This is a genomic window from Cellulomonas sp. NS3, assembly GCF_024757985.1.
Classification (GTDB): Bacteria; Actinomycetota; Actinomycetes; order Actinomycetales; family Cellulomonadaceae; genus Cellulomonas_A.
The window spans coordinates 2253311-2268174 of the sequence record NZ_CP103289.1 but is presented as its reverse complement, the minus strand read 5'-3'; the positions used below and the strand labels follow the sequence as shown (position 1 = coordinate 2268174).

The window sequence follows — 14864 nt, the reverse complement described above, 5'->3', positions numbered from 1 at the left end:
GGCGCCGGGGTCGTCAGGCGCGCCGGTACACCGTGACCAGGGTGTGGTCCTTGGTGGGGCCGGAGACGTCCCAGCGCACGCGCCACTCGTCGGGCGACACGACCGTGAACGTCCCGGCGTAGTCGTCGGCCGCGCACGGGTGGTGCGCCGACCAGCGTCCGGGGCGCAGGTCGAGGTCGTGGAACTCCCGGCCGTCCGCGAACGTCACGTGCGCCGAGCCGTCGGCCTCGGGGTGCAGGTGCAGCGTGCGCCCCGCGGGCCCGACGACCCCGCCCCACGCGAGCTCGCCCTCCTCGGCGTGCTCGACGACCCGCGCACCGTGGGGACCGTCGCCGGGCAGGTCCCGGAACACCGCCGTGCCGCGGAACGTGCCCGCGACCCCGGCCCGGTGGTCGACGAGCTCGCGGTCCACGTGCCAGGTGCCGAGCAGGTAGGCGACGGTGTCGTGCAGCATCGGGCCATCGTGCCGCACCGGGCTAGGGTCGAGCGGTGAGCACCTCCCGCGTCGACGAGCCCGACGGCGCCCCGCGCAGCGTCCGGGACGAGCTCGCCGCGCTGTGCACCCGCACGGAGGCCTGGCCCCGCGTGCCGTGGCACCGCACGCTGGACCCCGCCACGGCGCGCCGCTCGGCCGTCCTGGTGCTGTTCGGGGTGCTCGACAGCGTCCCGGCGCACGCGCGCGCGGCGGCGGTCCCGCGGGACGTCGACGTGCTGCTCACGCGGCGCTCGGACACCGTGGGCCACCACCCCGGGCAGGTCTCCTTCCCGGGCGGCGGCATCGACCCCGGCGACGACGGCCCGGTCGGCGCGGCGCTGCGGGAGGCCCGGGAGGAGACCGGGCTCGAACCGTCGGGTGTCGAGGTCCTCGGGTCGCTCCCCGCGCTGCCCGTCGCGGTCAGCAACAACCTCGTCACGCCCGTGCTCGCGTGGTGGGCGCGCCCGTCGGCGGTGGCGGCCGCGGACCCCGCCGAGACGGTGCACGTGTTCCGCGTGCCGGTCGCCGACCTGCTCGACCCCGCGCTGCGGCGCACGTCGACGCTCACGCGCGGCGGGACGACGTACCGCGGACCCGCGTTCCTCGTCGACGGGCACGTCGTGTGGGGCTTCACCGCGCACGTGCTCGACGGGCTGTTCGACGCCCTGGGCTGGACGCAGCCGTGGGACGCCGCCCGGACCGTCGCGATCGCCACCTGAGCCGGCCGTGGCGGACCGCCCGGCAGCGGACGTCGACGTCTCGGTCGACCTCGTGCGCGCCCTCCTGCGTGACCAGCACCCCGACCTCGCGGACCTCGGGCTGCGGGTCGTGGCGAGCGGCTGGGACAACGTCGTGCTGCGGCTCGGCGACCGGCTCGCCGTCCGGGTCCCGCGGCGGCCCGAGGCCGTCGCGCTCGTGCTGCACGAGCAGCGGTGGCTCCCGGAGATCGCGCGCCGGCTCGACGTCGCGACGCCCGTCCCGGTCCGGGTCGGCGTCCCGTCGGACCGGCTCGGGCGGCCGTGGAGCGTCGTGCCGTGGTTCCCCGGGGTGCTCGCCTCGGGCGTGCCGCCCGAGCGGCGCGGGCCGGTGGTCGCGCCGCTCGCCCGGTTCCTCGCCGCGTTGCACGTGCCGGCGCCGGCGGGTGCGCCGGCCAATCCCGTGCGGGGCGTCCCGCTGCGTGCACGGGCCACCGCGGTCCGTGAGCGGCTCGCGACCGGGCTCGTGCCGCGGAGCGACGAGGTGGCGCCGCTGTGGGCCGCAGCGGTGGCGGCGACGCCGTGGACCCGGCCCGCGAGCTGGGTGCACGGCGACCTGCACCCGGCCAACCTCCTGGTCACGGCGCAGCGCGACCTCGCGGCGGTGCTCGACTTCGGTGACCTCACCGCAGGTGACCCCGCGACCGACCTGGCGACCGCATGGCTGACGTTCGCGGGCCCGGCCCGCGCGGAGCTGCGCGCGCTCCTCGACGCGACGGGCCGCTACGACGACGCGACGTGGGTCCGCGCGCACGGCTGGGCGCTGTGCATGGCCACGGCGCTGCTCGTCACGTCCGACGACGACGAGCACCTCGCCGCGATCGGCGCGCACGCGCTGCACGAGGCGCTCGACGACCCCGCCTGAGCCCGGACCCGACGTCGGACCCGCGCCCTAGGGTGCCGGGGTGAGCACCGACACGTCCGGCAGCGACCCGACCCCGACGACCACCACCGGGTCGACCGGGCGCCGGTGGGGGCTCCTGGGGGCCCCCACCAGCGCGGCGGCGCACGGGCCGGGGCTCGAGAAGGCTCCGGCGGCGCTCCGGGACGCCGGTCTCGTCGAGGCCCTGACGGACGCCGGGCTCACGGTGTCCGACCACGGCGACCGCCCGGCGGCCCGCTGGCGCAGCGCCCCGGCGCCCGGTCGCCCGAACGACGTCGAGGGCGCCGTCGCGGTCCTGCGGGACGCCGTCCCCGCGATCGAGGCGGTCCTCGCGGCCGGGGAGCTGCCGCTCGTGGTCGGCGGGGACTGCACGCTGGCCGTCGCGCTCGTGGACGCCGCCGTGCGCACGTTCGGCGACGTCGGGCTCGTCTACGTCGACGGCGGGCAGGACCTCATGGTCCCGAGCGAGCACCTGGACGAGCCGATCCTCGACGGCATGGGGGTCGCGCACCTGCTCGACCTGCCCGGCACGGTCGACGAGCTCGCGGGCCTGGGGGTGCGCCGCCCGGTCCTCACCGCCGAGCACGTGTGCTTCTACGGCTACGCCGACGAGGAGGAGGACACCCACGGCCGGGTCCCGAGCCTGCGGCTGCCCGCCGACGTCGTGGCCGCGGACCCGGCCGGGAGCGCCGGCCAGGCGGTCCGGGCGGTGCTGCGCGGGCGGGAGCGCTTCGTCGTGCACGTCGACGTGGACGTCCTCGACTTCTTCCTGCTGCCGGCGGCCGACGTCCCGTCGTTCGGGCGCGGCCTGACGCCGGCCACGCTCGTCGCCGCGCTCGCGGCGCTCGTCGCCGAGCCGGGATTCGCGGGGATGACGTTCGTCGAGCACAACCCCGACCACGGCGCGGCGGACGGGTCGACGACGCGCGCGCTGGTCGACCTGCTCAGGCAGGCGCTGGTGCCTCGCTGACGCCCTGCGTCCCGTCCTGCCAGCACCGCCCGAGCAGGACCGTGAGGATTTCCTCGTCGACGTCCGCGACGCGCTTGAGGTACAGGCAGCCCTTGCCGGTGCTGTGCGGGCCGAGCCGGTCCAGCAGGTCGGCGTAGTCCTCGAAGCCGTTCCACAGGTAGATCGTCAGCGCGGTCTTCCGCGCGGCGGCCGCGAGCACGGGCATGTCGCCCTCGCGGCCCGTCGCGTAGCGGTAGTGCCGGCTGCCGAACCCGACGATCGAGCTGCCCCACATCACGGGGGACTCCCCCGTGACCTGGTGCATGAGGCCGAGGACCGTGCGCAGGTCCGCGCGCCTGGTCTCGTCCTCGACGCCGGTGACGAACGCCTCGACGTCCGCGTCGGTCGCGACGGTCTTGTTGCTGCTGTCAGAGCTGGCCATGCCCCGAGTGTGCCGCGCTCTCCCCTCCCCGGCCAGGGTCCGCGCCGCGGAGCGGGGCGGCGGTGTGTCCCCGGCGCCCGGCGCATGTTTCCGTTATCGCAACGCGACGACCCTGGCGTCGCGAGGACGGACCGGCCCGGAACCGAGCTCGAGCCCGGCCCGGAGACGCCGGAGGGCGCCCGCACACGTGGTGCGAGCGCCCTCCGGGACGTGCGTCGTGCGGCTGCGCCGTGCCGTCAGGCCGTCACGAGCGAGCGGAGCACGTACTGCAGGATGCCGCCGTTGCGGTAGTAGTCCGCCTCGCCCGGGGTGTCGATGCGCACGACCGCGTCGAACTCGACGACCGAGCCGTCCGCCTTCGTGGCCCGGACCGCGACCGTGCGCGGCGTCGTGCCGTCGTTGAGCGCGGTGACGCCCGCGATGTCGAAGGTCTCGGTGCCGTCGAGCCCGAGCGAGTCCGCCGACTCCCCCGCCGGGAACTGCAGCGGCAGGACGCCCATCCCGATGAGGTTCGAGCGGTGGATCCGCTCGAAGCTCTCCGTGATGACGGCCCGGACGCCGAGCAGCGCCGTGCCCTTGGCCGCCCAGTCGCGCGACGAGCCCGAGCCGTACTCCTTGCCGCCGAGGATCACGAGCGGGACGCCCGCCGCCGCGTACGCCTGCGCCGCGTCGTAGATCGTCGTCTGCGCACCGTCGAGGTGGTTGACCGTGAACCCGCCCTCGACACCGGGCACGAGCTGGTTGCGCAGCCGGATGTTCGCGAACGTGCCGCGGATCATGACCTCGTGGTTCCCGCGGCGCGAGCCGTAGGAGTTGAAGTCGCGGCGCTCGACGCCGTGCTCCGCGAGGTACGTGCCCGCCGGGCTGTCGGCCTTGATCGAGCCGGCCGGGCTGATGTGGTCGGTCGTGACCGAGTCGCCGAGCTTCGCGAGCACGCGTGCACCCGAGATGTCCAGGACCGGCGCGGGCTCGGGCGTCATGCCCTCGAAGTACGGGGGCTTGCGCACGTAGGTGGACCCGGCGTCCCACGCGAACGTCGCGCCCTGCGGCGTCGGCAGCGCCTGCCAGCGCTCGTCGCCCGCGAACACGTCGGCGTAGTCCTTGGTGAACATGCCGCGGTCGATCGCCGAGTCGATCGTCGACTGGACCTCGGCCGGCGACGGCCAGATGTCGGCGAGCATGACCGGCTCGCCGGCGTCCGTGTGGCCGAGCGGCTCGTTCTCGAAGTCGAAGTCCATCGTGCCGGCGAGCGCGTAGGCGACGACGAGCGGCGGCGACGCGAGGTAGTTCATCTTCACGTCGGGGTTGATGCGGCCCTCGAAGTTGCGGTTGCCCGAGAGCACCGAGACGACCGACAGGTCGTGCTCGTTGACGACGGCCGAGACCTCCTCGGGCAGCGGCCCCGAGTTGCCGATGCACGTCGCGCAGCCGTAGCCGACGAGGTGGAAGCCGAGCTTCTCGAGGTACGGCCACAGGCCGGCCTTCTCGTAGTAGTCGGTGACGACCTTCGAGCCGGGCGCCATCGACGTCTTGACCCACGGCTTGGCGGTCAGGCCCTTGTCGACGGCCTTCTTCGCGAGCAGCGCCGCGGCGAGCATGACCGACGGGTTCGACGTGTTGGTGCACGACGTGATCGACGCGATGACCACGTGGCCGTGGTCGAGCTCGGTCTCGGTGCCGTCCGTGAGGGTCACCGGCACGCGCTTGTGCGGGCGCGTCGCGGCGTCGCCGTGGCCGGCCTCCGCCGGGCCGTCCGAGGCGTCGGCGTGCTCGCCGGCCGCGATCGGGTCGGACGCGGGGAACGTCTCCTCGACCGACTCGTCGAGGCCCGTGCCGCGCGGGTGCTCGCTCGCGTCGACGTAGTCGAGGATCGACGACGCGAACGCCTCCTTCGCGCCGCTCAGCTCGATGCGGTCCTGGGGACGCTTCGGGCCGGCGATCGACGGGACCACGGTGCTCAGGTCGAGCTCGAGGTACTCGGAGAAGACGGGCTCGACGTAGCCTGCCGCGGACGGGTCGTGCCAGAGGCCCTGCTCCTTCGCGTACGCCTCGACGAGCTCGAGCTGCGCCTGCGAGCGGCCCGTGAGCCGCAGGTACTCCATGGTGACGCCGTCGATCGGGAAGATCGCCGCCGTCGAGCCGAACTCGGGGCTCATGTTCCCGATGGTCGCGCGGTTCGCGAGCGGGACCGCCGCGACGCCCTCGCCGTAGAACTCGACGAACTTGCCGACCACGCCGTGCCCCCGCAGCTGCTGGGTGATCGTGAGCACCACGTCGGTGGCCGTGACGCCGGCGGGGATCTGGCCCGAGAGCCGGAAGCCGACGACGCGCGGGATGAGCATCGAGACCGGCTGGCCGAGCATCGCCGCCTCGGCCTCGATGCCGCCGACGCCCCAGCCGAGCACGCCCAGGCCGTTGACCATCGTGGTGTGCGAGTCGGTGCCGACGCAGGTGTCGGGGTAGGCGCGCAGCACGCCGCCGACCTCGCGGGTCATGACGGTGCGGGCGAGGTACTCGATGTTGACCTGGTGCACGATGCCGGTGCCGGGCGGGACGACCTTGAAGTCGTCGAACGCCGTCTGGCCCCAGCGCAGGAACTGGTAGCGCTCGAAGTTGCGCTCGTACTCGAGCGCGACGTTGCGCTCGAACGCGTCGGAGCGGCCTGCGACGTCGATCTGGACCGAGTGGTCGATCACGAGCTCGGCGGGGGCGAGCGGGTTGATGCGCTGCGGGTCCCCCCCGAGCTCGGCGACGGCCTCGCGCATCGTGGCGAGGTCGACGACGCACGGGACGCCGGTGAAGTCCTGCATGATCACGCGCGCGGGCGTGAACTGGATCTCGGTGTCGGGCTCCGCCGCGGGGTCCCACCCGGCGAGCGCGCGCACGTGGTCGGCGGTGATGTTCGCGCCGTCCTCGGTGCGCAGCAGGTTCTCGGCGAGGACCTTGAGGCTGTACGGGAGCTTCTCGAGACCCGGCACCGCCGAGAGGCGGTAGATCTCGTAGGTGGCGTCTCCGACCTGGAGACCCCCCTTCGACCCGAAGCTGTCGACACTGCTCACTGTGGCTCCTTCGCTCGCACGACTTGCCCGGCGGTGACGGTGCCGGACGGCGGATCGGGGCGCTCACCCGTCAGGTGCTCGGGGAGCCGCCGTGCATCTCGACGCAATATCTCGATGTCGAGATACATCCTAGCGCGTCCGCCCCGATCCGTCGTCGCGCACGCCGCCGGGAACGCCCGTCAGCTCGTGCCCGCGCGCGCGGCCCGCAACGCGTCGGCGGCCTTGCGCTCGAACTCGACGGCCCGCTCGTGCGCGCGCGGGTCGTAGTCGGGCGTGCCCTGCTTGTCCAGCTCGGCCCTGGCGACCCGGCTGGCCGCGGCCAGCCTCGTCGCCGCCTCGCTCTCGTGCCCGGTGGTCATCGCCGGCTCCCTCCTGGCGGGCCCCGGTGGCCCGGCCCGGTCCCACGCTATGCCGGGCCGTGCGGCGGCGCGAGGGACCGACCGGTGCGCGCGGGAACCGGCACCCGGGGCGACGCCGGGCGCCGGTCAGCGGCGCGTCAGGACCGCGACCGCCTCGACGTGGTGCGTCATGGGGAACAGGTCGAACCCGCGCACGTCGGCGAGCTCGTAGCCGCCCGCCGCGAGGTAGGCGACGTCCCGGGCGAGCGCCGCGGGGTCGCACGCGACGTAGACGACGCGCTCGGGGCGCAGCGCGGCGATCGACGCGGTGACGGCGCGCCCCGCACCCGCGCGCGGCGGGTCGAGCACGACGACGTCGGCGTGCACGACGTCGGAGTCCGGGTCGTCGCTGCCCGCGAGCGCGCGCCCGACGTCGGCGTGGTGGAGCTCGACGTTCGTGCGGTCGTGCACCCCGCGCCGGGCGTCCCGCACGGCGCGCGCGTCGCCCTCCACGGCGACGACCTCACCCGTGGGCCCGACGGCGTCGGCGAGCGGCAGCGTGAACAGCCCCGCGCCGGAGTACAGGTCGAGGACCGTGGCGCCGTCGACGTCCCCGACCGCGTCGAGCACCGCGCCCGTGAGCAGGCCGGGCGCCTCGCGGTGCACCTGCCAGAACCCCTCCGCCGCGACCCGGTACGTGTAGTCGCGCCCGCCGGCGTGCACGTGCTCGCGCACGGTCGACCGGGCGTTCGGCCGCGGGTCGACGCGGCCCTTGCGCAGGTCGAACGGCTGGCCGTCGACGAGCACCACCGGGGTGTCCCCGGACGCCGGGGCGACGACGTCGACCACCTGGCCGGGCCGCCAGCGGCGCGCGAACAGGCCGAGCTCCTCGATCGCGGGCGACGCGAGCGGCATCCGGTCGAGCGCGTGCACGTCGTGCGAGCGGTGCGCACGCATGCCGGCACGGCCCTGCGCGTCGGCGACGAGCTCGATGCGCGTGCGCCACCCGAGCCCGCCGCGCTCGTCATCGCCGGGCGCGGCCTCGACGACGACGTCGCGCTCGACCTTCGCGAGGCGGCTGAGCTGCTCGGCGAGGACCGTGGCCTTCCAGGCCCGCTGCGCCGGGAGGGCGACGTGCGCGAGCTCGCCGCCGCCGACCCCGTCGGGCCCGGCCTCGGGCCACGCGGAGGGCACGCGGTCGGGCGAGGCGTCGAGGATCTCGACCGCGTCGGCGCGCCAGAACGTCGCGCCCTCCCCCGCGTCGGTCAGGCGGGCGAGCACGCGCTCGCCGGGCAGCGTGTGCCGGACGAACACGACGCGACCGCCGCGACCGTCGGGGTCGGCGTCGAGCCGTGCGACGCAGTGCCCGCCGTGGGCGACAGGGCCGATGCGGAACTCGAGGAGGTCAGAGGTCACGCGGAACCGTACCCCGGACCCTGTCCTCGAGACCGGTCTGCCCCTCGGACGACGCGAGCTGCCACGGCACGGACGCGACCACGACGCCGGGCGTGAACAGCAGGCGCCCCTTGAGGCGCAGCGCGCTCTGGTTGTGCAGGAGCTGCTCCCACCAGTGCCCGACGACGTACTCGGGGATGTACACGACGACGATGTCGCGCGGGCTCTCCCGGCGCACCGAGCGCACGTAGGTGAGGATCGGCCGGGTGATCTCGCGGAACGGCGAGTCGAGCACCCGGAGGGGCACGGGGAGGTCGAGCGCCTCCCACTCGGCCTTCAGCCGCGCGACGTCGTCGGCGTCGACCCCGACCGTGACGGCCTCGAGCACCTGCGGACGGGACGCGCGGGCGTAGGCGATCGCCCGCATCGTCGGGCGGTGCAGGTGCGAGACGAGCACCAGCGCGTGCACGCGGCTCGGCAGCGCGCGCGCCGCCTCGGCGTCGGGTCCCAGCGCGAGCTCGGCACGCACCGAGTCGTAGTGCGCGCGGATCGCCCGCATGAGCACGAACACCCCGCCCATCGCGAGGATCGCGATCCACGCGCCGAGCATGAACTTGGTGACCAGCACGACGACGAGGACCACCGAGGTCATGCCGAAGCCGACCGTGTTGATCACGCGCGAGCGGGTCATCTGCGCGCGGCGGCGGGGGTCCGGCTCGGTGCGCAGCTCGCGCGTCCAGTGCCGGACCATCCCGAGCTGGCTCAGCGTGAACGAGACGAACACCCCGACGATGTACAGCTGGATGAGCCGGGTGACCTCGGCGTCGAACGCGATGATGAGCCCGATTGCCGCGGCCGCGAGCGTGAGGATGCCGTTCGAGAACGCGAGCCGGTCGCCGCGCGTGTGCAGCTGGCGCGGGAGGTAGCCGTCCTTGGCGAGGATCGAGCCGAGCAGCGGGAAGCCGTTGAACGCCGTGTTCGCCGCGAGCACGAGGATGAGGCCCGTCACGATCGCGACCGACACGAACGCCACCGGGAAGCCCGCGAACACCGTCTCGGCGAGCTGGCCGATCACCGGGTGCTGGACGTACTCCTCGCCCACGGGGACGCCGTCGCGCAGGAGCTGCTCGTGCGGGTCCTCGACGTAGTGGATTCCCGTGACCTGAGCGAGCACGAGGATCGAGGTGATGAACGTCGCCGAGATCAGCCCGAGGAACGCGAGCGTCGTCGCGGCGTTGCGGGACTTGGGCTTCTTGAACGCCGGCACCCCGTTGCTGATCGCCTCGACGCCGGTCAGCGCGGCGGAGCCGGACGCGAACGCGCGCAGCACGAGGAATGCCCCGGCGAGCCCGACGAGGCCCTGGTCGAACGCGGAGGACGGCACGATCTCGAGCTCGGAGCTCTCGGCCATCGGCAGGTCGCCCGCGAGGTAGCGCACGAACCCGATGACGACCGTCGCGCCGATCGCGAGCATGTACAGGTACACGGGGATCGCGAACGCCTTGCCCGACTCGCGTACCCCGCGCAGGTTCGCGAGGGTGAGCAGCACGACGAGCGCGACCGCGAACGCCGTCTCGTGCCCCCGCAGCGACGGGATCGCCGACGCGGCGTACTGCGCGCCCGAGGAGATCGACACCGCGACCGTGAGCACGTAGTCGACGAGCAGCGCGCTCGCGACCGTCACGCCCGCCTTGGGCCCGAGGTTGACCGTCGCGACCTCGTAGTCGCCGCCCCCCGAGGGGTACGCGTGCACGTTCTGCCGGTACGACGCGATCACCGTCATCATCACGACGACGACCGCCAGTCCGACCCACGGCGAGATCACGGTCGCCGTCAGCCCCGCGAGCGCGAGCGTGAGCAGCACCTCGTCCGGGGCGTACGCGACCGACGACAGGGCGTCCGAGGCGAAGATCGGCAGCGCGATCCGCTTCGGCAGGAGCGTGTGGCCGAGGCGGTCGCTGCGGACGGGACGTCCGAGGAGCAAGCGCTTGGCGGCATCACCGATGTCCGACACGAGTGACCATGCTATGCCCGCGCCGACGGCCCGCCTCCCGCACGCCACCTGCGGCGCGGCACCGGTGGGTCGCGGCCCCGGCACCGGGCCCGTCCCGGCCCGGCGGTGCGGCGGCGCACACCCGCGAGGTATAGCGTGACCGGCTGTGCACTTCGTCATCATGGGCTGCGGCCGGGTCGGCGCGACCCTCGCCCAGTCCCTCGAGAGCCACGGCCACTCGGTCGCCGTCATCGACCAGAACCCCGACTCGTTCCGGCGCCTCGACGCCGAGTTCTCCGGGAGCAAGGTCACGGGGCTCGGCTTCGACCGCGACACCCTCGCTCAGGCCGGCATCGACGACGCGTACGGCTTCGCCGCGGTGTCCGACGGCGACAACTCGAACATCCTCGCCGCGCGCGTCGTGCGCGAGACGTACGGCGTCGGCAACGTGGTCGCCCGCATCTACGACCCGCACCGCGCCGAGATCTACCAGCGCCTCGGGATCCCCACGGTTGCGACCGTGCGGTGGACCGCCGACCAGGTGCTGCGCCGGCTGCTGCCCATGGGCGCGACGGACGAGCACCGGGACGCGTCGGGGCAGATCGTGCTCGCCCAGGTCGACGTGCACCCGGGCTGGGTCGGGCACCCCCTGAGCCAGGTCGAGGAGGCGAGCGGCGCGCGCATCGCCTACGTCACGCGCTACGGCGACGGCCTCCTGCCGACCGCCACGACCGTGCTCCAGGAGAACGACACGCTGCACGTCCTCATGCGGGCCGACGAGAGCTCGTTCGTCGAACGCACGCTCACCCGTGGCCCGGAGGTCTCCCGATGAGGGTCGTCATCGCCGGAGCCGGCTCGGTCGGCCGGTCCATCGCGCGCGAGCTGCTCGGCCACGGACACGAGGTCACGCTCATCGACCGCCAGCCCTCCGCCATGCGCGTGTCGCAGGTCGCGGACGCGGACTGGCTCCTCGCCGACGCGTGCGAGCTGCCGACGCTGACGCAGGCCAAGGTCGACGAGTGCGACGTGGTCGTGGCCGCCACGGGAGACGACAAGGCGAACCTCGTCATCTCGCTGCTCGCCAAGACCGAGTACGGGGTCCCGCGCACGGTCGCGCGCGTGAACAACCCGAAGAACGAGTGGATGTTCGACGAGGCGTGGGGCGTCGACGTCGCCGTCTCCACCCCGCGCATCATGACCGCGATGGTCGAGGAGGCCGTCGCGGTCGGCGACCTCGTGCGGATCTTCACGTTCCACCAGTCCAAGGCGGACATCCTCGAGCTCACGCTGCCCGAGGGCTCACCCCTCGCGGGCCTGCGCGTCGGTCAGGTCGCGTGGCCCGAGGACACGGTGCTCGCGTGCATCGTGCGCGGGACCCGCCCGATCGCGCCCAGCGTCGACGACACCCTCGAGGAGCGCGACGAGCTGCTGTTCGTCACGGGGCGCGAGGCGGACGAGAAGGCTCTCGAGGAGCTCCTGACTCACGGACCAGGAGCCAGGTGACGTAGAGGCCGGCCGCGAACAGCGGCACGCCCATCACGAGCTTCGCGGTGCCGAGCCACCCGACGGCGTCCTCGCCCTGCAGGTAGAGCGGGACCTGGACGGCCAGGCGAGCGCCGAACACCCCGACCCACAGCAGCGTCGCCCACACGTACCGGCGACGCAGGAGCTGGGCGGCCGGGCGGCTGTCGAGCCGCCACGACATGTCCTCGCCGCGCACGAACGACACGATGACGCCGACCGCGGGCCAGCGCACGAGCACCGAGACCAGCGCACCGGCGCACCACGCGACGTTGACCCACAGGCCGTAGGCGAAGAAGTCCTGCGCCTCGCCGGTCCGCCACGCCCAGAGCACGCCGATGCCGATCCCGAGGATCCCCGAGAAGGCCTGCGTGACGGGGGTGCGCTGCACGAGGCGGACGATCACCGCCAGCGCCGCGACCGCGACGGACGCGACGAGCGCCGGGCGCAGCTCGCGGACGGCGACGTACACGACGACGAAGACGAGCCCGGGCAGCGCCGACTCGACGACGCCGCGCCAGCCGCCGATGGCCTCCGCGAGGGAGAAGTCCTCGCCGGCGAGCTGGTAGACGCCGCGCGCGGGCTTGGCAGCGGCGCTGCCGCCCTCGGCCGCGCTCCCGGGACCCGACACGTCGTCGGCCCCGATCGCGTCGCCGGGAACGGTGCCGGTGAGCGGGCGGGCCTGCTCGGACTCACTCACCGGGACGCGGCCGCAGCTCGTAGCGGGGGTTGAACATCGTGCGGCGACCGTCGATCGCGCACGCGAGCCCCTCGACCTGCAGGCGTCGACCCGGCTCGATCCCGGCGATCTCGCGCCGGCCGAGCCAGACGAGGTCGATCGTGCCGCTGCCGTCGTACAGCTCGGCCTCGAGCGCGGGCACGCCCTCGCGGGGGCGCAGGGTCACCGAGCGCAGGATGCCGGACACCTTGGCGCGGTGCCGGTCGGGCAGCTCGTCGACCGGGACGCAGCCGGCGACGGAGTGCGCGTCGGCGCGCTCCTCGTCGGCCTCGATCTCCGCCTGCGACGCGACCGCGCGCCGCAGCGCCTCGCGCAGCGTCATCGGATCTCCGTGATCTCGGGACCCCGGGTCATGGGGTCGAACGTCGGTGCGGCGGGCTCGTCGGCCGCAGGCTGCGCCGGGCCGCCGTCCTGCGCGGGGAGCCGCAGCGTGAGCAGGTCGCGCGGTGCCCGCGCCTCCGTGCCCCGCACGACGACGATGTCCGCGAAGACGCTCTCGAGCTCGACCGCGGCCTCGGGGTCGACCGCGGCCTTCCCCGTGACGACGCCGCGCAGGAACCACCGGGGTCCGTCGGCGCCGATGAAGCGCGCGGGCCGGTGCCCGGTGCGCCCCTCGGGCGTGCGCACGGGCAGGCGCGCCAGCAGCTCGCGCCCGAACGGGCCGGGCAGGTCGTCCGCCGAGCCGCCCTGCTTCGTGACGGACTCGGCGATCTCCGCGCGGATCTCGTCCCAGATGCCCTCGGTCCGCGGAGCGGCGAAAGCCTGGAGCTGGAGCGTCGAGCCGCCGAGGCTCACGGCGGCGGCGGACACCGCGCCGGAGGCCTTGTCGATCTCCATGCGCAGCTCCATGCCGGGCCGGCCGGGCACGAGGATCGCGCCGAGGTCGAGGCGTGCGCCCGTGCCGTCGACGTCGCTCACGTCCCACGGCCCGCGCTCGCGCGCCCCGCCGTCGTCGGACGCCTGCGCGGCCACCTCGGGCGTGGCACCCGTCGTCGTCTCGTCGGCCGCGTTCTCTCGCGCGCCGCGCCGGAAAAGACCCACTTCGATCGACCCCTTCTCACCTGTCGCCCGCCGCGGGGCACCCCCACGACAGTAATCCGCGTGCGCCGCGCGACCTAGCGGGGAGCCGGGTCGCGCGCGTTCAGGACCGGGGCGCCTGCGCGTCCGCCCAGCCGCCGCTCGAGCCGAACCCGCCCTCGCCGCGGTGCGAGCCCGGCAGCCGCTCCACCTCGACGAACCGCGCCCGCTCGACCCGCTGGATGACGAGCTGGGCGATGCGGTCGCCGCGCGCCAGCACGACGGGCGCCTCGACGTCGGTGTTGAGCAGGGTCACGGAGATCTCGCCGCGGTAGCCGGCGTCGACCGTGCCCGGCGCGTTGACGATCGTCAGCCCGTGGCGCGAGGCGAGCCCGGAGCGCGGGTGCACGAACGCCGCGAAGCCGTCGGGCAGCGCGATCGCGACGCCGGTCGGGACGGTGACCCGGCCCTGCGGCGGGACGACCACGTCGACCCGCGTCACGAGGTCGGCCCCCGCGTCGCCGGGGTGCGCGTACGCGGGCACCGGGGCCGCGTCGTCGAGCCGGAGCAGGAGGACCTCGAGCGTCGTGTCGGCCGTCACGGGGAGCGACCCTACCCCGCCCGTGCGGGCCTGCGGGTCTGGGATGCTGGACGCATGCCGCCGCACGCCGCCGAGCCCCCGCACGCCACGCCCGCAGGCTCGCCGGCGGGACGCGTGCCCGGCGGCGCCGCGCACGACGAGCGGCTCTGGCCGGGGCCGCTCGGGTGGTTCCTCGCGGTCGCCGGCGCGGGGCTCCTGGCGATCGCGTTCGTCCCGGTGCACCCGGGTCTCGCGGCGGGCGTCGGGGCCGTCGCGCTCGCCGGGACGCTGACCTTCGCGGTGCTCTCGTCCCCGCGCGTGCGCGTGCAGGACGGCGAGCTGACGGCCGGCCGGGCCCGCATCCCGCTCGCCCTGCTCGGCGACGCGCGCGCTCTGGACCGCGACGAGACGCGCGCCGCCCTCGGGCCGGGGCTCGACGCGCGGGCCTACGTCTGCCTGCGGGCGTGGGCGGGCACGGCCGTGCGCGTCGAGGTGCGCGACCCGCAGGACCCGACGCCCTACTGGCTCGTGTCGACCCGGCGCCCCGCGGAGCTCGCCGCCGCGCTCGGCGGGGCGGGTCACGCGCTGGGCGGCTGACGCACCCGCGGTCCACGCCGCGCGGCGCCGGTGCGCGCCGGGCGTCCCCGTGCCGACCGGCACCGGTCGGCGCGGCGACGCCCGACCACGGACGAGGCCGGCGCCCCGGGGGATCCCAGGT

At 74.8% G+C, this 14864-nt stretch carries 16 protein-coding genes; 6 read left to right on the top strand and 10 right to left on the bottom strand.

From position 1 onward, the window contains the following. Positions 1 to 13: 13 nt before the first annotated feature. The gene (locus NXY84_RS10360) at positions 14 to 454 is read right to left on the bottom strand and encodes a DUF6314 family protein (protein WP_258726987.1); all 441 of its coding nucleotides are present in this window, start codon (positions 452 to 454) and stop codon (positions 14 to 16) included. Between the two features lie 35 nt (positions 455 to 489). Here NXY84_RS10360 and NXY84_RS10355 point away from each other — a divergent pair, with 35 nt between their 5' ends. Genes NXY84_RS10355 through NXY84_RS10345 form a run of 3 tightly spaced genes read left to right on the top strand, consistent with a single transcriptional unit; the run spans position 490 to position 3083 of the window. Beyond that, entirely contained in the window at positions 490 to 1194 is a 705-nt protein-coding gene (locus NXY84_RS10355; RefSeq protein WP_396126380.1) for an NUDIX hydrolase, read from the top strand. 7 nt (positions 1195 to 1201) lie between these two features. Further along, positions 1202 to 2095 carry an aminoglycoside phosphotransferase family protein gene (locus tag NXY84_RS10350; RefSeq protein WP_258726986.1) on the top strand — a complete coding sequence of 298 codons (894 nt, stop codon included), beginning with the start codon at positions 1202 to 1204 and terminating at the stop codon, positions 2093 to 2095. A 40-nt stretch (positions 2096 to 2135) separates the two neighbouring features. Continuing rightward, on the top strand, positions 2136 to 3083 hold the full coding sequence (locus tag NXY84_RS10345) for an arginase family protein (protein ID WP_258726985.1): 948 nt from the start codon (positions 2136 to 2138) through the stop codon (positions 3081 to 3083). Here the strand turns inward: NXY84_RS10345 and NXY84_RS10340 are convergent. The 5 genes from NXY84_RS10340 to NXY84_RS10320 form a co-directional block, all read right to left on the bottom strand. Further along, positions 3058 to 3504 carry a DUF1801 domain-containing protein gene (locus NXY84_RS10340; RefSeq protein WP_258726984.1) on the bottom strand — a complete coding sequence of 149 codons (447 nt, stop codon included), beginning with the start codon at positions 3502 to 3504 and terminating at the stop codon, positions 3058 to 3060. The genes NXY84_RS10345 and NXY84_RS10340 overlap by 26 nt on opposite strands. A 236-nt stretch (positions 3505 to 3740) precedes the next feature. Next, positions 3741 to 6563 (bottom strand): aconitate hydratase, encoded by a 2823-nt coding sequence (locus NXY84_RS10335; RefSeq protein WP_258726983.1) that lies wholly within the window; start codon positions 6561 to 6563, stop codon positions 3741 to 3743. 179 nt (positions 6564 to 6742) lie between these two features. Continuing rightward, positions 6743 to 6922, bottom strand: coding sequence for a translation initiation factor 2 (locus NXY84_RS10330; RefSeq protein ID WP_258726982.1), 180 nt, complete (start codon positions 6920 to 6922; stop codon positions 6743 to 6745). Between the two features lie 126 nt (positions 6923 to 7048). Then, positions 7049 to 8317 carry a class I SAM-dependent RNA methyltransferase gene (locus NXY84_RS10325; RefSeq protein WP_258726981.1) on the bottom strand — a complete coding sequence of 423 codons (1269 nt, stop codon included), beginning with the start codon at positions 8315 to 8317 and terminating at the stop codon, positions 7049 to 7051. After that, positions 8307 to 10310 carry an APC family permease gene (locus NXY84_RS10320; RefSeq protein ID WP_258726980.1) on the bottom strand — a complete coding sequence of 668 codons (2004 nt, stop codon included), beginning with the start codon at positions 10308 to 10310 and terminating at the stop codon, positions 8307 to 8309. Before NXY84_RS10320 ends, NXY84_RS10325 begins: the two co-directional genes overlap by 11 nt. Before the next feature lie 160 nt (positions 10311 to 10470). On the opposite strand from NXY84_RS10320, the gene NXY84_RS10315 reads away from it, so the two are divergent. Beyond that, positions 10471 to 11121 carry a potassium channel family protein gene (locus NXY84_RS10315; protein ID WP_258727177.1) on the top strand — a complete coding sequence of 217 codons (651 nt, stop codon included), beginning with the start codon at positions 10471 to 10473 and terminating at the stop codon, positions 11119 to 11121. Continuing rightward, positions 11118 to 11792 (top strand): potassium channel family protein, encoded by a 675-nt coding sequence (locus NXY84_RS10310; protein ID WP_258726979.1) that lies wholly within the window; start codon positions 11118 to 11120, stop codon positions 11790 to 11792. Before NXY84_RS10315 ends, NXY84_RS10310 begins: the two co-directional genes overlap by 4 nt. On the opposite strand, the gene NXY84_RS10305 is transcribed toward NXY84_RS10310, so the two are convergent. The 4 genes from NXY84_RS10305 to dut form a co-directional block, all read right to left on the bottom strand. Then, positions 11725 to 12510 carry a DUF3159 domain-containing protein gene (locus tag NXY84_RS10305; RefSeq protein WP_258726978.1) on the bottom strand — a complete coding sequence of 262 codons (786 nt, stop codon included), beginning with the start codon at positions 12508 to 12510 and terminating at the stop codon, positions 11725 to 11727. The two genes, NXY84_RS10310 and NXY84_RS10305, sit on opposite strands and share 68 nt — an antisense overlap. After that, a complete protein-coding gene (locus NXY84_RS10300) occupies positions 12503 to 12871 on the bottom strand; it encodes an OB-fold nucleic acid binding domain-containing protein (RefSeq protein WP_034627842.1) in 369 nt (122 codons plus the stop codon). Before NXY84_RS10300 ends, NXY84_RS10305 begins: the two co-directional genes overlap by 8 nt. Continuing rightward, positions 12868 to 13590: a DUF3710 domain-containing protein gene (locus tag NXY84_RS10295; protein ID WP_258726977.1), complete on the bottom strand. Its 723-nt coding sequence runs from the start codon at positions 13588 to 13590 to the stop codon at positions 12868 to 12870. Before NXY84_RS10295 ends, NXY84_RS10300 begins: the two co-directional genes overlap by 4 nt. Positions 13591 to 13690: 100 nt before the next feature. Beyond that, positions 13691 to 14167 (bottom strand): dUTP diphosphatase, encoded by a 477-nt coding sequence (gene dut / locus NXY84_RS10290; protein WP_258726976.1) that lies wholly within the window; start codon positions 14165 to 14167, stop codon positions 13691 to 13693. A 54-nt stretch (positions 14168 to 14221) separates the two neighbouring features. On the opposite strand from dut, the gene NXY84_RS10285 reads away from it, so the two are divergent. Further along, positions 14222 to 14743, top strand: coding sequence for a DUF3093 domain-containing protein (locus tag NXY84_RS10285; protein ID WP_258726975.1), 522 nt, complete (start codon positions 14222 to 14224; stop codon positions 14741 to 14743). The last annotated feature ends 121 nt before the right edge of the window (positions 14744 to 14864 follow it).

Bases quoted from the DNA above. Each gene is read 5' to 3' on its own strand.
- NXY84_RS10310 (WP_258726979.1), top strand. From the start codon at position 11,118: ATGAGGGTCGTCATCGCCGGAGCCGGCTCGGTCGGCCGGTCCATCGCG.
- NXY84_RS10360 (WP_258726987.1), bottom strand. From the start codon at position 454: ATGCTGCACGACACCGTCGCCTACCTGCTCGGCACCTGGCACGTGGAC.
- NXY84_RS10330 (WP_258726982.1), bottom strand. From the start codon at position 6,922: ATGACCACCGGGCACGAGAGCGAGGCGGCGACGAGGCTGGCCGCGGCC.
- NXY84_RS10340 (WP_258726984.1), bottom strand. From the start codon at position 3,504: ATGGCCAGCTCTGACAGCAGCAACAAGACCGTCGCGACCGACGCGGAC.
- NXY84_RS10300 (WP_034627842.1), bottom strand. From the start codon at position 12,871: ATGACGCTGCGCGAGGCGCTGCGGCGCGCGGTCGCGTCGCAGGCGGAG.
- NXY84_RS10315 (WP_258727177.1), top strand. From the start codon at position 10,471: ATGGGCTGCGGCCGGGTCGGCGCGACCCTCGCCCAGTCCCTCGAGAGC.
- NXY84_RS10285 (WP_258726975.1), top strand. From the start codon at position 14,222: ATGCCGCCGCACGCCGCCGAGCCCCCGCACGCCACGCCCGCAGGCTCG.